Annotated in this window: 18 protein-coding genes; 9 read left to right on the forward strand and 9 right to left on the reverse strand. The window is 71.9% G+C overall.

The genetic code is table 11. The features are described 5' to 3' along the window. Nucleotides 1-14: 14 nt before the first annotated feature. Both ACFYP3_RS04420 and ACFYP3_RS04425 read right to left on the reverse strand, forming a co-directional pair. Complete coding sequence (locus ACFYP3_RS04420) at nucleotides 15-1,283, reverse strand: ArsA family ATPase (protein ID WP_388826549.1); 1,269 nt, start codon at nucleotides 1,281-1,283, stop codon at nucleotides 15-17. Continuing rightward, nucleotides 1,280-2,263 (reverse strand): ArsA family ATPase, encoded by a 984-nt coding sequence (locus tag ACFYP3_RS04425; protein ID WP_388826552.1) that lies wholly within the window; start codon nucleotides 2,261-2,263, stop codon nucleotides 1,280-1,282. Before ACFYP3_RS04425 ends, ACFYP3_RS04420 begins: the two co-directional genes overlap by 4 nt. 100 nt (nucleotides 2,264-2,363) lie before the next feature. On the opposite strand from ACFYP3_RS04425, the gene ACFYP3_RS04430 reads away from it, so the two are divergent. The 5 genes from ACFYP3_RS04430 (at nucleotide 2,364) to ACFYP3_RS04450 (ending at nucleotide 5,214) form a co-directional block, all read left to right on the forward strand. Further along, nucleotides 2,364-2,525, forward strand: coding sequence for a DUF4177 domain-containing protein (locus ACFYP3_RS04430; protein ID WP_007264966.1), 162 nt, complete (start codon nucleotides 2,364-2,366; stop codon nucleotides 2,523-2,525). After that, nucleotides 2,522-2,995 (forward strand): RidA family protein, encoded by a 474-nt coding sequence (locus tag ACFYP3_RS04435; RefSeq protein WP_388826555.1) that lies wholly within the window; start codon nucleotides 2,522-2,524, stop codon nucleotides 2,993-2,995. Before ACFYP3_RS04430 ends, ACFYP3_RS04435 begins: the two co-directional genes overlap by 4 nt. Before the next feature lie 172 nt (nucleotides 2,996-3,167). Then, nucleotides 3,168-4,076: an NUDIX hydrolase gene (locus ACFYP3_RS04440; RefSeq protein WP_388826558.1), complete on the forward strand. Its 909-nt coding sequence runs from the start codon at nucleotides 3,168-3,170 to the stop codon at nucleotides 4,074-4,076. Next, the gene (locus tag ACFYP3_RS04445) at nucleotides 4,073-4,918 is read left to right on the forward strand and encodes an MBL fold metallo-hydrolase (protein WP_388826561.1); all 846 of its coding nucleotides are present in this window, start codon (nucleotides 4,073-4,075) and stop codon (nucleotides 4,916-4,918) included. Before ACFYP3_RS04440 ends, ACFYP3_RS04445 begins: the two co-directional genes overlap by 4 nt. Then, nucleotides 4,915-5,214, forward strand: coding sequence for a hypothetical protein (locus tag ACFYP3_RS04450; protein ID WP_388826564.1), 300 nt, complete (start codon nucleotides 4,915-4,917; stop codon nucleotides 5,212-5,214). Before ACFYP3_RS04445 ends, ACFYP3_RS04450 begins: the two co-directional genes overlap by 4 nt. Here the strand turns inward: ACFYP3_RS04450 and ACFYP3_RS04455 are convergent. Both ACFYP3_RS04455 and ACFYP3_RS04460 read right to left on the reverse strand, forming a co-directional pair. After that, nucleotides 5,211-6,032 carry a nucleotidyltransferase gene (locus tag ACFYP3_RS04455; RefSeq protein ID WP_388826567.1) on the reverse strand — a complete coding sequence of 274 codons (822 nt, stop codon included), beginning with the start codon at nucleotides 6,030-6,032 and terminating at the stop codon, nucleotides 5,211-5,213. The two genes, ACFYP3_RS04450 and ACFYP3_RS04455, sit on opposite strands and share 4 nt — an antisense overlap. 126 nt (nucleotides 6,033-6,158) lie before the next feature. After that, nucleotides 6,159-6,833 (reverse strand): Crp/Fnr family transcriptional regulator, encoded by a 675-nt coding sequence (locus tag ACFYP3_RS04460; RefSeq protein WP_003981529.1) that lies wholly within the window; start codon nucleotides 6,831-6,833, stop codon nucleotides 6,159-6,161. A gap of 226 nt (nucleotides 6,834-7,059) precedes the next feature. On the opposite strand from ACFYP3_RS04460, the gene nth reads away from it, so the two are divergent. From nth to ACFYP3_RS04475, 3 genes are all read left to right on the forward strand, one after another. Next, on the forward strand, nucleotides 7,060-7,950 hold the full coding sequence (gene nth, locus ACFYP3_RS04465) for an endonuclease III (protein ID WP_388826571.1): 891 nt from the start codon (nucleotides 7,060-7,062) through the stop codon (nucleotides 7,948-7,950). Between the two features lie 90 nt (nucleotides 7,951-8,040). Continuing rightward, a complete protein-coding gene (locus tag ACFYP3_RS04470; RefSeq protein WP_388826574.1) occupies nucleotides 8,041-8,769 on the forward strand; it encodes an NUDIX hydrolase in 729 nt (242 codons plus the stop codon). Between the two features lie 13 nt (nucleotides 8,770-8,782). Then, a complete protein-coding gene (locus ACFYP3_RS04475; protein ID WP_388826577.1) occupies nucleotides 8,783-9,985 on the forward strand; it encodes a MarP family serine protease in 1,203 nt (400 codons plus the stop codon). A 21-nt stretch (nucleotides 9,986-10,006) separates the two neighbouring features. On the opposite strand, the gene ACFYP3_RS04480 is transcribed toward ACFYP3_RS04475, so the two are convergent. The 4 genes from ACFYP3_RS04480 to nhaA form a co-directional block, all read right to left on the reverse strand. Beyond that, nucleotides 10,007-10,180, reverse strand: a complete 174-nt coding sequence (locus tag ACFYP3_RS04480; RefSeq protein WP_388826580.1) for a hypothetical protein — start codon at nucleotides 10,178-10,180, stop codon at nucleotides 10,007-10,009. Nucleotides 10,181-10,322: 142 nt separating this feature from the next. After that, nucleotides 10,323-11,282: an alpha/beta hydrolase gene (locus tag ACFYP3_RS04485; RefSeq protein ID WP_365471462.1), complete on the reverse strand. Its 960-nt coding sequence runs from the start codon at nucleotides 11,280-11,282 to the stop codon at nucleotides 10,323-10,325. Then, on the reverse strand, nucleotides 11,279-11,737 hold the full coding sequence (locus tag ACFYP3_RS04490; RefSeq protein ID WP_388826583.1) for a phage holin family protein: 459 nt from the start codon (nucleotides 11,735-11,737) through the stop codon (nucleotides 11,279-11,281). The genes ACFYP3_RS04485 and ACFYP3_RS04490 overlap by 4 nt, the downstream gene beginning before the upstream one ends. Before the next feature lie 55 nt (nucleotides 11,738-11,792). Beyond that, nucleotides 11,793-13,226, reverse strand: coding sequence for a Na+/H+ antiporter NhaA (nhaA, locus tag ACFYP3_RS04495; protein WP_388826586.1), 1,434 nt, complete (start codon nucleotides 13,224-13,226; stop codon nucleotides 11,793-11,795). 31 nt (nucleotides 13,227-13,257) lie between these two features. Here nhaA and ACFYP3_RS04500 point away from each other — a divergent pair, with 31 nt between their 5' ends. Beyond that, nucleotides 13,258-13,419 carry a hypothetical protein gene (locus ACFYP3_RS04500; RefSeq protein WP_388826589.1) on the forward strand — a complete coding sequence of 54 codons (162 nt, stop codon included), beginning with the start codon at nucleotides 13,258-13,260 and terminating at the stop codon, nucleotides 13,417-13,419. 9 nt (nucleotides 13,420-13,428) lie between these two features. On the opposite strand, the gene acs is transcribed toward ACFYP3_RS04500, so the two are convergent. Further along, a complete protein-coding gene (gene acs, locus ACFYP3_RS04505) occupies nucleotides 13,429-15,429 on the reverse strand; it encodes an acetate--CoA ligase (protein ID WP_388826592.1) in 2,001 nt (666 codons plus the stop codon). Between the last annotated feature and the right edge of the window lie 93 nt (nucleotides 15,430-15,522).

Raw genomic sequence — 15,522 nt, forward strand, 5'->3', positions numbered from 1 at the left:
CGACGTACGAACGCCTACGCTCCGGCCGGAACCCCGGCCGCGAGTCGCTCTCCGATGGCCCGAAGCCCGGCGAGGTCGTGCACATCGCCGGGCAGGGCGGCCACTTCGGCCACCGCCACCTCGGGATGCAGTGAGGTGAAGCGATCGCGTGTGCGCTGTTCACGCGCGATCACCTGCATCCGTTCGGCATGCAGGCGCAGCAGTCCTGCCGTGATCCGGTCGACGACCGCGGTATCGCCTTCGGTGCCGGGGGAGCCCGCCCCGGTCGGTCCCGCGGCCGTGTCACGAAGTCCAGCTTTCCCGGACTCCTGATCGACAATGCCGCCTTCTTCAAGATTCTCTGCGGCGGCCAACGCCCGTTCGGCGGACAGCTGGTCGGCGTCGCTGCCGTGCACCCGGTTCAGTACCAGCCCGGCCAGCGGCATGCTCTCCGCGGCCAGTCGCTCCACGAAGTACGCCGCCTCGCGCAGGGCGTCCGGTTCGGGCGCCGCGACCACCAGGAAGGCCGTACCGGGCGCCTGGAGCAGCCGGAAGGTCGCGTCGGCGCGCGTGCGGAAGCCACCGAACATCGTGTCCATCGCGGCCACGAAGGTCTGCACGTCCTTCAGCAGCGAGGCCCCCATCAGCTTGCTGAGGGTGCCGGTCATCATCGACATGCCGACATTGAGGAACTTCATCCCCGCCCGGCCGCCCACCTTCGCCGGGGCCATCAGCACCCGGATGAACTTCCCGTCCAGGAAGGACCCGAGGCGCTTCGGCGCGTCCAGGAAGTCCAGCGCGGACCGGCTCGGCGGGGTGTCGACGATGATCAGGTCCCAGTCGTCCCGGGCCCGCAGCTGACCCAGCTTCTCCATCGCCATGTACTCCTGCGTGCCCGCGAAGCCGGCCGACAGGGACTGGTAGAAGGGGTTGGCGAGGATGGCCCGGGCCCGCTCGCCGTCCGCGTGCGCCTCGACGATCTCGTCGAAGGTCCGCTTCATGTCCAGCATCATGGCGTGCAGTTCGCCGCCGTCGGCGCCGACGTCCGCCACCCTGCGCGGGGTGTTGTCCAGCGAGTCGATCCCCATCGACTGCGCGAGCCGGCGCGCCGGGTCGATGGTGAGCACGACCGCCTTGCGCCCGCGGCCGGCCGCCCGTACGCCCAGCGCCGCGGCCGTGGTGGTCTTGCCGACCCCGCCCGCCCCGCAGCACACGACGATCCGGGTCTCCGGGTCGTCCAGCAGCCGGTCGACCGCCAGCCGCGGCGGAATGTCCAGCCCCACGGTGTCCACCCCCTCGCTCATTCGGCCACCGTCTGCTTCCGCAGTTCCTTGGCCAGCTCGTACAACCCGGCCAGATCCACCCCGGCGCCGAGCAGAGGCAGTTCGTACGTCGGCAGGTCCAGGTCCGTCAGTACGGTGCGCTGCGCGCGCTCCAGCTCCACCCGGCTCGCGTGCTCGGCGGCCTGGGTGAGCAGCGGGTCCACCAGCCGCTCGGCCAGCCCGCCGCGGCGCGCGCCGCCGAGGCCGGCCCGGGACAGCGCCCTGGCGACCTCGGCGCGGTGGTCGCCGGCAGCGGTGCGCAGGGTGTCCTCGTCCAGGTGGTGCGGCCGCACCATGTTGACGATGACGCGGCCGACGGGCAGCCCGGCCTGCCGCAGCTCCTCGATGCCGTCGGCGGTCTCCTGGACGGGCATCTCCTCCAGGAGGGTGACCAGGTGGACGGCCGTCTCGGGGGACTTGAGCACCTTCATGACGGCCTGCGCCTGGTTGTGGATCGGCCCGAACCGGGCCAGGCCGGCCACCTCGTCGTTCACGTTCAGGAACCGGGTGATCCGCCCGGTCGGCGGGGCGTCCATGATCACGTGGTCGTAGACGTACCGGCCGGCCTTGTCCTTGCGGCGCACCGCCTCGCACGCCTTGCCGGTCAGCAGGACGTCGCGCAGACCGGGGGCGATGGTCGTGGCGAAGTCGATGGCGCCGAGCTTCTTCAGCGCGCGGCCGGCCGAGCCGAGCTTGTAGAACATCTGGAGGTAGTCCAGCAGCGCCCGTTCGGCGTCGATGGCGAGCGCGAAGACCTCACCGCCCCCGCCGGGCGCGACGGCGATCTTCCGCTCCTCGTACGGGAGCGCCTCGGCACCGAAGAGCTGCGCGAGCCCCTGCCTGCCCTCGACCTCCACCAGAAGAGTCCGCTTGCCCTCGCGTGCGAGGGCAAGCGCGAGTGCTGCGGCGACCGTGGTCTTGCCGGTGCCGCCCTTGCCGCTGACCACCTGGAGCCTGCTCACAGCGTCCGAGCCTAACCACTCGCCTCCCGGAACACGCATGAGCCTCCCCCGGACCCGGCCCTGGGGGAGGCTCGGCACCGCAGGCACTACCCTCGCTCCCATGACCAAGAAGTTCGAATATGCGACCGTCCCGCTGCTGGTTCACGCCACCAAGCAGATCCTGGACACCTGGGGCGAGGACGGCTGGGAGCTCGTCCAGGTCGTGCCCGGCCCGAACAACCCCGAGCAGCTCGTGGCCTACCTGAAGCGGGAGAAGGCATGAGCGGCGTTGTCGACGCGAAGCTGGCCGAGCTCGGCCTGACCCTGCCCGAGGTCGTCCCGCCGCTGGCCACGTACCAGCCGGCCGTCCGCTCGGGCGTGTACGTCTACACCGCGGGCCAGCTCCCGATGGTGAAGGGCAACCTGCCGGTCACCGGCAAGGTCGGCGCCGAGGTCTCGCCGGAGCAGGCCAAGGAGCTGGCCGTCACGTGCGCGCTGAACGCCCTGGCCGCCGTCAAGTCGCTCGTCGGTGACCTCGACAAGATCGCGCGTGTCGTGAAGGTCGTCGGCTTCGTCGCCTCGGCTCCCGACTTCACGGGCCAGCCGGGCGTGCTGAACGGCGCGAGCGAACTCCTGGGCGCCGTCCTCGGCGACAAGGGCGTCCACGCCCGCAGCGCGGTCGGCGTGGCGGTCCTGCCGCTGGACGCCCCGGTCGAGGTCGAGATCCAGGTCGAACTGGTCGCCGGAGCCTGACGCGTCCTCGGAGGGGCCGGCTCGCCACCGGGCGGTGCCGGCCCCTCCGGCGATCGGGGAGCGGGGTACGCGGGGCGGAGCCCCGGGTCCCGAGGCCGGGCGCCGCCCCCCGTGCCGCCCGCCGGGGCAGGTGACCCTCGAACATCGGGCCGGATGGCCGTAGCATCCGGCCATGCCGAATGGTCAGCATGGTCAGCAGCAGCCTCCCGCCGGAGGCCAGTGGTACCCGCCGGAATGGCCCGACCGCATCCGCGCGCTCGCGGACGGTTCCCTCGTCCCGGTGCCACCCCGCCGCGCCGCCACCGTCATGCTCCTGCGCGACACCCCCGCCGGTCCCGCCGTGCACATGCTGCGCAGACGGACCTCCATGGCCTTCGCCGGGGGCGCGTACGCCTATCCGGGTGGCGGGGTCGACCCCCGCGACGAGGAGCACCAGGTGGGCTGGGCCGGGCCCTCGCAGCAGGACTGGGCGGACCGGCTCGGAACGGACGTCCTGACCGCCCAGGCCATCGTCTGCGGCGCCGTGCGGGAGACCTTCGAGGAGGCGGGCGTCCTGCTCGCCGGTCAGACCCCGGACACCGTCATCGGCGACACCACCGGTGACGACTGGGAGGCCGACCGGCAGGCGCTGGTCGCCCGTGAGCTGTCCTTCGCGGACTTCCTCGACCGCCGCGGCCTGCGGCTGCGCTCCGACCTGCTCGGGGCGTGGGCGCGCTGGATCACCCCCGAGTTCGAGCCGCGCCGCTACGACACCTGGTTCTTCGTCGCCGCCCTCCCCGAGGGCCAGCGCACCCGCAACGCCTCCACCGAGGCCGACCGGACCGTGTGGATCCGCCCGGGTGACGCGGCCGCCGGCTACGACAAGGGCGAGCTGCTGATGATGCCGCCCACCATCTCCACCCTGCGTTCCCTGGAGCCGTACGGGAGCGCCGCCGACGCGCTCACCGCGGCCGCCGCCCAGGACCTCACCCCGGTGCTGGCGGAGGCCGTGCTGGAGGACGGCGAGGTCGTGCTGAGCTGGCCGGGCCACGACGAGTTCACCAAGCGGGTCCGCCTCGGCCGTCCGGGGGGCACCGCGTGAGCGACGCCGTCGCACTGCCCGGACATCCCCGCGGAGTGGTCACCTCGGGGCCGGCGACGGCCCGCGCGGTGAACGTCCTGGCCCCCAACGCCTCCGCGATGACCCTGGACGGCACCAACACCTGGCTGGTGTCCGAGCCCGGCTCCGACCTCGCCGTCGTCATCGATCCCGGCCCGCTGGACGAGGTACACCTGCGGGCGGTCATCGCCGCCGCCGAACAGGCCGGCAAGCGGATCGCCCTCACCCTCCTCACCCACGGCCACCCCGACCACGCCGAGGGCGCGGGCCGCTTCGCCGAGCTCACCCGTACGAAGGTCCGCGCCCTCGACCCGGCCCTGCGGCTCGGCGACGAGGGCCTGGCCCCCGGGGACGTGATCCGCACCGGGGGGCTGGAGCTGCGCGTGGTCCCGACCCCGGGCCACACCAGCGACTCGCTCTGCTTCCACCTGCCCGCCGACCGGGCCGTGCTGACCGGCGACACCATCCTGGGCCGCGGCACGACCGTCGTCGCCCACCCCGACGGGCGTCTGGGCGACTACCTGGACTCGCTGCGCCGGCTGCGCTCGCTGACCGTGGACGACGGGGTGCACACCGTCCTGCCGGGGCACGGGCCCGTCCTGGAGGACGCGCAGGGGGCCGTCGAGTACTACCTGGCCCACCGCGCGCACCGGCTCGCCCAGGTCGAGACCGCCGTCGAGAACGGCTTCGTGACCCCCGAGGCGGTCGTGGCCCAGGTCTACGCGGACGTGGACCGCTCCCTGTGGCCGGCGGCGGAATGGTCCGTCCGCGCCCAGCTCGAGTACCTTCAAGATCACGGACTGATCCCCGGAGGGCCCGAATGAACACCGTGTTCCTGCTCGTGATGCTGATCGGCACGGCCGGATGGATCACGTCGACCGTGTCGCTGCGCGTGAAGAGCCTCCAGATGCAGGCGGACCGGGCCGAGCGCCGCCTGGCCCTCGTGCTGGACCACCTCGGCATCGACGAGCCGGAGCCGGCCGGCATGGACGAGGTGCGCGCCCTCATCGGGGAGGACCGGCAGATCTCGGCGATCAAGGCCTACCGCCGCATCACCGGCGCGGGCCTGGCCGAGGCCAAACTGGCCGTGGAGGCGCTGGCCGACGCCCGCAAGCCCTAGCGCGGTGCCCCTCCGGCCGGCCGCGGGGTCTTCGTGCCGTGCCGGGCCGTGTACTCGTCCGCGAGCCAGGGCCCGAGGTCCTCGACGTACGCGCGCAGCACGGCCGGGTCGGCCACCGGGTCCAGTGCCGCGGCGGCCGCGGCCCGCATCTGGTCCGCGCGCTGCGGGTAGTAGCCGCCGAAGACCTCCGCGGATTCGGTGAGGTCGCTGGTCCAGCCGCCCCACCGGGGCATGACCAGCGTGAACCCGGTGCGCACCAGGTGCCGCGAGAAGAGCCGGCACAGCCTCCGGTACTCGTCCGGGGTCGACGCCTCCCGCATCAGCCGGCGCCACCGGGGCAGTACGTCGGCCAGGTCGCCGTTGGTCTCGCGCGCGAGCAGGCTGTCCGGACGGTAGCGCGGCAGGTGCTCGGCCAGGTCCGCGCCGAGCAGCGGCGTGCACCGGCAGGCGAGGAACCAGCCCAGGTCGAATCGTTCCGCCTCGCTCAGCAGGGTGTCCTTGCCGTAGAGCAGGATGCCGACGCCGTCGACCTCCGGGAAGTCCTCGTCGAGCCCGCGCGCCAGCACCTCGGCGGCGTCGCGGTCCTCGTCGGCGGGCTCGTGGTGCAGGGCCAGCAGGAGGCCGAGGTCGCAGTGCCCGGGCCGGGCCGTCCCGCGCGGCACGGACCCGTAGAGGTAGGCGCTGTGCAGCCGGCGCCCGTACGCGTCGCGGATCCGCCCGCGGGCGGTCGCGACGACGCCCGCGAACGCGCCCGGGACCTGCCCGAGGGAGCCCTCGCGCTCGAAGCAGCCGTCCGCGTCCAGCCCTCTGTGCTCCATGCCTCCACTGTGCCTCGTGCGGCCCCGCCGGCGCCCGAGGCGCGGGGGCGCGGGGGCTCGCCCCGGACGTGCGAAAGGGGCCCCGCCCCCTCGGGCAGGACCCCTGACGAACAGCCGGGACCGGCGTCAGCGCGAGCGCTTCGCGAGGCGCTCCACGTCGAGCAGGATCACCGCGCGCGCCTCCAGGCGGAGCCAGCCGCGGCCCGCGAAGTCGGCCAGGGCCTTGTTCACGGTCTCGCGGGAGGCGCCGACGAGCTGCGCGAGCTCCTCCTGCGTGAGGTCGTGCACCACGTGGATGCCCTCCTCCGACTGCACGCCGAAGCGGCGCGACAGGTCGAGGAGCGCCCGCGCCACCCGGCCGGGAACGTCGGAGAAGACCAGGTCGGACATCTGGTCGTTGGTCTTGCGCAGGCGCCGGGCGACGGCGCGCAGCAGGGCGGTCGCCACCTCGGGCCGGGCGTTGAGCCAGGGCTGGAGGTCGCCGTGGCCGAGGCCGAGCAGCTTGACCTCGGTCAGGGCGGTGGCGGTGGCGGTGCGCGGGCCGGGGTCGAAGAGCGACAGCTCACCGATCAGCTCGCCGGGGCCGAGGACGGCCAGCATGTTCTCGCGGCCGTCGGGGGAGGTGCGGTGCAGCTTCACCTTGCCCTCGGTCACCACGTACAGCCGGTCGCCGGGGTCGCCCTCGTGGAACAGGGCGTCACCGCGTGCGAGGGTCACCTCGCCCATGGAGGCGCGGAGCTCCGCGGCCTGCTCGTCATCGAGCGCCGCGAAGAGCGGGGCGCGCCGCAGAACGTCGTCCACGAGTCTCTCTCCTATGTCGACCAGCTCAAGGGGACCGCTCCCCATTTTGCCGGACGGCTGAAACAGTGCGATCAATCACAAGGATGCCGGACGGACGGGCGTGCTGTGCGGCGGGAGGCCAATCGGAGTGGTGTTACCTGAGGTCCGGGCGGGTGTCAGCGGCCGGCCTTAGGCTGGTCGGGTGTCCAATAAGCCGGTGAGAGCACAGGCCAAGGGGTCCGCAGGAGTGACGGAGCCCCAAAATTCAGCCGTGGGCGAACAAGCCTCCGCGGGGGCGCCCCCGAAGGGGACAGCAGCCCCTCAGGGCAAAGTTTCGGCCAAGAAACCGAAGGCGGCAAAGCCGGAATCGCGCCTGGCCATGGTGCGCAGGGCGCGGCGCATCAATCGTGAGCTGGCCGAGATCTATCCGTACGCCCATCCGGAACTCGACTTCCGCAATCCGTTCGAGCTGCTCGTCGCGACGGTGCTCTCCGCGCAGACGACCGACCTGCGGGTGAACCAGACGACCCCGGCCCTCTTCGCCGCCTACCCGACCCCCGAGGACATGGCGGCGGCCGCTCCCGAGCACCTGGAGGAGCTGATCCGGCCGACCGGGTTCTTCCGGATGAAGGCCAAGTCCCTGCTCGGCCTCTCGCAGGCCCTGCGGGACCGCTTCGGCGGGGAGGTGCCGGGCCGGCTCGAGGACCTGGTCACCCTGCCCGGAGTGGGCCGCAAGACGGCGAACGTGGTCCTCGGCAACGCCTTCGGTGTCCCCGGGATCACCGTCGACACCCACTTCGGCCGCCTGGTGCGCCGGTGGAAGTGGACCGAGCAGCAGGACCCGGAGAAGGTCGAGGCGGAGATCTGCGCGATCTTCCCGAAGAGCGAGTGGACGATGCTCTCGCACCGCGTCGTCTTCCACGGCCGACGGATCTGCCATTCGCAGCGGCCGGCCTGCGGGGCCTGCCCGATCGCCCCGCTCTGCCCGGCGTACGGGGAGGGCGAGACGGACCCGGAGAAGGCGCGGAAGCTGCTCAAGTACGAGAAGGGCGGTCAGCCGGGCCAGCGGCTGAGCCCGCCCCCGGACTACCCGGGCCTCCCCGCGCCGCCGCTGGGGGGTGCTCCGGCGCCTTCCTGAGCGGTCCGGGCGGACCCGCGGCGGCGCCGCACCTGAGGAACCAATCAGTACCCGCACGGCGTTTGGCGGTGTGGGAGATCACGGACGGGGATGCCTATGACGCGCGGTAGCGGTACACGGGACGAGACGGCGGCGGGAGCCCGCGAGGGCGACGCCGTCGCGCTCAGCACGCAGGGCCTGCCCGCCTGGCTCGACCCCGTCGTCGAGGCCGCCCGGACCGTGCAGCCGCGGCAGCTGAGCCGGTTCCTGCCGCCCGAGGACGGCCGCGGGCGGCAGTCCGCCGTGCTCGTCCTCTTCGGAGAGGGCCCCCGCGGCCCCGAGCTGCTCCTCATGGAGCGCGCCGGCACCCTGCGCTCGCACGCGGGGCAGCCGTCCTTCCCCGGTGGCGCGCTGGATCCGGAAGACGGCGATCCGCAGACCATCGGCCCGCTGCGCGCGGCGCTGCGCGAGGCCGAGGAGGAGACCGGACTGGATCCTTCCGGTGTTCAGCTCTTCGGTGTGCTGCCCCGTCTCTACATCCCGGTCAGCGAGTTCGTGGTGACCCCGGTCCTCGGCTGGTGGCGCACCCCCAGCCCGTTCGGCGCCGTGGACCCGGCCGAGACGGCCCGCGTCTTCACGGTTCCGGTGGCCGATCTCACGGATCCCGAGCACCGGGTCATGGCCGTCCACCCGGCCGGTCACCAGGGGCCGGGATTCACCGTCGAATCCGCTCTGGTCTGGGGTTTCACCGCCGGGGTGATCGACAGGATCCTGCACTTCGCGGGCTGGGAGCGCCCCTGGGACCGCACGCGCCAGGTCCCGCTCGACTGGCGCGCATGAGACGGTGGCCCACGTGAACGTGCTGGACATCCTGTTGTTGCTCGCCGCGGTGTGGTTCGCGATCGTCGGCTACCGCCAGGGGTTCGTCGTCGGCATCCTGTCGGTGATCGGATTCCTCGGCGGCGGCCTCATCGCCGTGTCCCTGATCCCGCTGATCTGGGACCGGGTGACGGACAACGGCACCCAGGTGTCCACCACCGTCGTCGTCATCGCCGTCGTCGTGATCATCGTCTGCGCCTCGATCGGCCAGGCCCTGACCACCCACCTGGGCAACCGGGTCCGCCGCCAGATCACCTGGTCACCGGCGCGCGCCCTCGACGCCACCGGCGGCGCCCTGGTCAACGTGGCAGCGATGCTGCTGGTGGCATGGCTGATCGGCCTGCTGCTCGCCGGCACCTCGCTGCCCACGCTGGGCAAGGAGGTCCGCAACTCCAAGGTGCTCCTCGGCGTGACGCGGGTGCTGCCCGACCAGGCGAACACCTGGTTCATGGACTTCAGCTCCACCCTCGCGCGCAACGGTTTCCCGCAGGTCTTCACCCCGTTCTCCAACGAGCCGATCACCGAGGTCAAGGCGCCCGACCCGGCGCTCGCGATCAGCCCCGTCGCCGAACAGGCCAAGCGGTCGATCGTGAAGGTCGTCGGCACCGCGCCCGGTTGCAGCAAGGTGCTGGAGGGCACGGGCTTCGTCTTCGCGCCCGGCAAGGTGATGACCAACGCGCACGTCGTCGGCGGGGTCGGCGAGCCGACCGTGCAGGTCGGCGGCGAGGGCAGGCTGTATGACGGCAAGGTCGTGCTCTACGACTGGGAGCGCGACATCGCCGTACTGGACGTGCCCAAGCTGAAGGCGCCGGCGCTGGAGTTCACCGACAAGGACGCGACGAGCGGCGTCGACGCGATCGTCGCCGGCTTCCCGGAGAACGGCGCGTACGACGTCCGCGCGGCGCGCGTCCGGGGCCGGATCAACGCCACCGGACCGGACATCTACCACCGCGGTACTGTCCGACGGGACGTCTACTCGCTGTTCGCGACGGTCCGTCAGGGCAACTCCGGCGGCCCGCTGCTGACGCCCGAGGGCAAGGTGTACGGGGTCGTCTTCGCGAAGTCCCTTGACGACCCGAACACCGGCTACGCGCTGACCGTGGACGAGATCCGCGACGACATCCAGACCGGCAAGGTCGCCGAGCAGCGGGTCCCCAGCCAGGGCTGCGCCCTCTGAGCGAGCGCGCCCGCCGGGGCCCTACGTCCGCGGATGGCGCAGGCGCGCCGAGACCCAGCGGGCCCGGCGGCGCAGGATGCGCGGAATCCCGAGGTGCAGGTCGTGGCCGTGCGTGCCGGCCCTCTCGTGGGTGCCCGGCGTAGCTGCCGAGCGGCGTTCGTGCGCGGTGTCACCGTGGTCGTGCGTCCAGCTCATACTCCGAGCTGTGCCCGTGCCCCAAGGTCGGTAATCCCGTCAGGGGCGGCCAATTGGCCTATGCGTCGGGCAATTGAATGCTCGTAAGACGAGCGTATGAGCGAACTGCCCGATTTTCACAGGGCGGTCGGGGCCGTCCGGCTCAGCGGTCGGGCTCGGGGTCCTTGAGCCAGTTCACCAGCTCCGTGGAGAAGGCCACGGGGTCCTCCTCGTGCGGGAAGTGCCCCAGTCCGTCGAACAGCCGCCACCGGTACGGGGCTTCGACGTACTCCCCGGACCCGGCCGCGCTCCGCGTCCGCATCACCGGGTCGAGCGAGCCGTGCAGGTGCAGCGTCGGGACGCGCACCGGGCGCTTCATCCGCCGGTTGAACTGGAGCCCGTCGGGTCGCGCCATGGACCGCATCATCCAGCGGTACGGCTCGATCGAGCAGTGCGCGGTGGACGGGATGCACATGGCCCGCCGGTACACGGCGAGGTCCTCCTCCTCGGGCGGCCGCGGCCCCGACCAGTCCCGGATCAGGTCCCCCACGAGGGCCCCGCCGTCGGCGACGAGCTGACGCTCCGGCACGAACGGCCGCTGGAAGCCCCAGATGTGCGAACTGGCGCGCGTCTGCCCGAAGTCCGACAGCATCGCCGAGCGCCAGCGACGCGGGTGCGGCATGGACGAGACGACGAGCCGGCGCACCAGCTTGGGCCGCATCACCGCCGCGGTCCAGGCGAGGTATCCGCCCAGGTCGTGCCCGACGAGGGCGGCGTCCGGCTCGCCGAGGGACCGTACGACCCCGGTGATGTCGAGGGCCAGATTGGCCGGGTCGTAGCCCCGCGGGGTGCGGTCGCTGCCGCCCACCCCGCGCAGGTCCATCGCCACCGCCCGGTAGCCGGCGTCGGCGAGCGCGGTCAGCTGGTGCCGCCAGGTCCACCAGAACTGCGGGAAGCCGTGGAGCAGCAGCACGAGTGGCCCGTCACCGAGTTCGGCGACGTGGAAGCGGGCGCCGTTGGCGGCGACGTCCCGGTGCGTCACCGTCTGCCCGCCGGGCAGGTCGAGCCGTACCGCCGTGGCAGCCGTGGGGGGAACGCTGGGGTCCGGCGTGGGCGCTGTCATGAGGACGAGCGTGCCACACCCACAGCCTGGTCACTCACCGGCCGCGGGTGCGGCTTGACGGTCCCGACCAGCGCGGCGGTCTGCTTGACGGAGGCGATGGACCTCTCCGGCGGCTTGACCTTCTTGAACTTCCGCACCGCGATCAGCGTGAGCACACCCGCGATGAGCAGGAACGCACCGCCCACGATGAGGAAGGACCACGCGAGCCCGAGCCCGAGGTTGTGGATCCCGTACGCCGCGGCGAAGGTCAGCACCGGAAGCGAGAAGACCGCGAACACACCGGCGACGGTGAGGGAGGCGGAGCCGCTGCCCACGCGCTTGACGTCCTCGCGGATCTCCGCCTTCGCGAGGGCGATCTCGTCGTGAACCAGGGCGGACATCTCGGCGGTGGCCGAGGCGACCAGCTGGCCGAGTGTGCGCTCGGCTCCCTGCGCCTCTTGGTCCACTGCGCTCATCGCTCTCTCCCTCTGTCGTCTGCTGCCGTGCGGCTGTCCTGCGTCGTCAGTCAGATCATGCCGGACGGTCGCCCTCGGTGGTGGACCCGGCCGCGCTTTGGAGCGCCGCGGCAGCCGCGGTCTCGGCCTTGCGGCGGTGTTCCGCGGCGCGCTCCTCGTAGATCCTCGCCATCCGCAGGTGGTACTCGGGGTTGTGCTCCTCGTAGATGTCCGGGATGCCGTCGAGGTCCTCGTCCCGCTCCTCGGCCTCGGTCAGTGTCCGGTACTTGCGGTTGCGGAGCTTGAGCATGACGCCCGCGATCACGGCGGCGATGAACGAGCCGATCAGTACGGCCGCCTTGATCTCGTCGGTGAGCACCGGGTCGCCGGCGAACGCGAGCTCACCGATCAGGAGGGAGACGGTGAAGCCGATGCCGGCGAGCGCGGCCACGGCGAGTACGTCGGGCCAGGCGAGGTCCTCGTTCAGTTCGGCCTTGGTGAACCGGGCGGCGAGCCAGGTGCCGCCGAAGATGCCCAGGGCCTTGCCGACGACGAGGCCGAGGACGACGCCGAGGGGCTCGGGCCGGGTGAACACCTGCGCGATGGCCTCGTCGGAGAGCGAGACCCCGGCGGAGAACAGCGCGAAGAGGGGCACGGCGAGACCGGCCGAGAGGGGCCGGACCAGGTGCTCGATGCGCTCACCGGGCGACCGCTCCTCGCCTTCCCTGCGGGTGCAGCGGAGCATCAGGCCCATGGCGACGCCGGCGATGGTGGAGTGGACGCCGCTGTTGTACATCAGGCCCCAGATGACCAGCGCGAGCGGGACGTACACGTACCAGCCGCGGACTTCCCGGCGGAGCAGGAACCAGAAGAGGGCCAGGCCCACGAGCGCGCCGCCGAGCGCCAGGAAGTCGATCTCGCTGGTGAAGAACACCGCGATGATCATGATGGCCAGGAGGTCGTCGACGACCGCGAGCGTCAGGAGGAAGGCGCGCAGGGCCGAGGGCAGCGAGGTGCCCAGGACGGCGAGGACGGCGAGCGCGAAGGCGATGTCGGTGGCGGTCGGGACCGCCCAGCCGTTCATCGAGCCGCCGCCGAGGGAGTTGACCAGTACGTAGACCAGCGCGGGCACGGCCATGCCGCAGACGGCCGCGATCACCGGGAGGGCGGCGGCCTTGGCGTCGCGCAGGTCACCCGCGACGAGCTCGCGCTTGAGCTCGATGCCGGCGACGAAGAAGAAGATCGCGAGGAGCCCGTCGGCCGCCCAGTGCTGGATCGACAGGTCCAGGCCGAGGGCGCTGGGGCCGATGTGGAAGTCCCGGACCGCCTGGTAGCTGTCCGCCAGCGGCGGGGTGTTCGCCCAGACCAGTGCGGCGACGGCGGCCGCGAGCAGGAGCACGCCGCCGACGGTCTCGGTGCGCAGGGCGTCGGTGACGAAGCGGCGCTCGGGTAGCGAGAGCCGGCCGAGGAGCTTGCGGTTCTGGTGGTCGGTGGGGCTGGGCGCGGCCACGAGGTGACACCTCCGGGGTCGGTTGGACGGCATGGCGAAGCTCATTGCCGACCAGACTTCCCGGCGCACCCTGATGTTTCTTTACGCTTTCAATATTTTACAGGGCACACGCGAGGGCGAATCCGGTGATCGTCACTTTATGTGCGAAACGGGCACCCGGCGCGTCGCGCCGAGTGCCCGCTCCGGTGAGTGAGCCCCGGGGTCAGTCCTCGCTGCCGGCCGCGGCCGGGAGCTTGCTCTGGATCAGGTCCATGACCGAGGAGTCGGCGAGCGTGGTGACGTCACCGACCGCGCGGTTCTCCGCCACGTCGCGCAGCAGACGGCGCATGATCTTGCCCGAGCGGGTCTTGGGCAGCTCCTGGACCGGCAGGATCCGCTTCGGCTTGGCGATCGGGCCGAGCGTGGCGCCCACGTGATCGCGCAGGTCGGCGACCAGGCCCTCGGTCTCGGAGGCGCTGCCCCGCAGGATGACGAAGGCCACGATGGCCTGACCGGTGGTCTCGTCGTTTGCGCCGACCACGGCCGCCTCGGCGACCGAGGGGTGCGAGACGAGCGCCGACTCCACCTCGGTGGTCGAGATGTTGTGGCCGGACACCAGCATCACGTCGTCCACCCGGCCGAGCAGCCAGATGTCGCCGTCGTCGTCCTTCTTGGCGCCGTCGCCCGCGAAGTACTTGCCCTCGAAGCGGGACCAGTAGGTGTCGATGAACCGCTGGTCGTCACCCCAGATGGTGCGCAGCATCGAGGGCCACGGCTCGGTGAGGACCAGGTAGCCGCCTCCGCCGTTCGGGACCTCGTGCGCCTCGTCGTCCACGACGGTGGCGGAGATGCCGGGCAGGGCGCGCTGCGCGGAGCCCGGCTTGGTGTGCGTGACGCCCGGCAGCGGGGAGATCATCATCGCGCCGGTCTCGGTCTGCCACCAGGTGTCCACGATCGGGCAGCGGTCGCCGCCGATGTGCTTGCGGTACCAGATCCAGGCCTCGGGGTTGATCGGCTCGCCGACCGAGCCCAGCACGCGCAGGCTCGACAGGTCGAACTTCGCGGGGATGTCGTCGCCCCACTTCATGAACGTACGGATGGCCGTCGGCGCCGTGTAGAGGACGGTGACGCCGTACTTCTGCACGACCTCCCAGAACCGGCCCTGGTGCGGGGTGTCCGGCGTGCCCTCGTACATCACCTGGGTGGCGCCGTTCGCGAGCGGCCCGTAGACGATGTAGGAGTGCCCGGTCACCCAGCCGATGTCGGCGGTGCACCAGTAGACGTCGGTCTCGGGCTTCAGGTCGAAGACGGCCTGGTGGGTGTACGCGACCTGGGTGAGGTAGCCGCCGGAGGTGTGCAGGATGCCCTTCGGCTTACCCGTGGTGCCCGAGGTGTAGAGGATGAAGAGCGGGTGCTCGGCGTCGAAGGGCTGCGGAGTGTGCTCGGCGGACTGCCGGCCGACCACCTCGTGCCACCAGACGTCGCGGCCCTCGGTGAAGGCGGTGTCCTGCCCGGTGCGGCGCACGACGAGCACGTGCTCGACCTGCGGACACTTGGCGACGGCCTCGTCGATGGCGGGCTTCAGGGCGCTGGGCTTGCCGCGGCGGTAGCCGCCGTCGGCGGTGATGACCAGCTTGGCGTCGGCGTCCTGGATGCGGGAGGCGACGGCGTCGGCGGAGAAGCCGCCGAAGACCACGGAGTGCGCGGCGCCGACGCGGGCGCACGCGAGCATCGCGACGACCGCCTCGGGGATCATCGGCAGGTAGACGGCGACGCGGTCGCCCGCCTCGACACCCAGCTCGATCAGGGCGTTCGCGGCCTTGGAGACCTCGTCCTTGAGCTCGGCGTAGGTGATCGCCCGGCTGTCCCCGGGCTCGCCCTCGAAGTGGATGGCGACGCGGTCGCCGTTGCCGGCCTCGACGTGGCGGTCCACGCAGTTGTACGCGACGTTCAGCTTGCCGTCCGCGAACCACTTCGCGAAGGGCGGGTTCGTCCAGTCGAGCGTCTCGGTCGGCTCGGTGGCCCAGGTCAGCCGCCGGGCCTGCTCGGCCCAGAAGCCCAGCCGGTCCGCGTCGGCCTGTGCGTACGCAGCCTCTTTCACATTGGCGGCGGCGGCCAGATCGGCGGGCGGTGCGAACCGCCGCTCCTCCTTGAGCAGATTGGCCAGGCTCTCATTGCTCACGACATCTCCCTTTCCCAGGGTGTCCGTTGTGTCCCCGGGCATAGCTCATCAGTCAGCGGCCCAGGTGACAAGGGGTAGCCGAGAATTGGTTTAGACCTATATCACGATCGGCCCGCACGAGAACGGCGTGCGAAT

Origin of the sequence: Streptomyces sp. NPDC005533, from assembly GCF_042871845.1 — a bacterium.
In the GTDB taxonomy this organism is placed as follows: Bacteria; Actinomycetota; Actinomycetes; order Streptomycetales; family Streptomycetaceae; genus Streptomyces.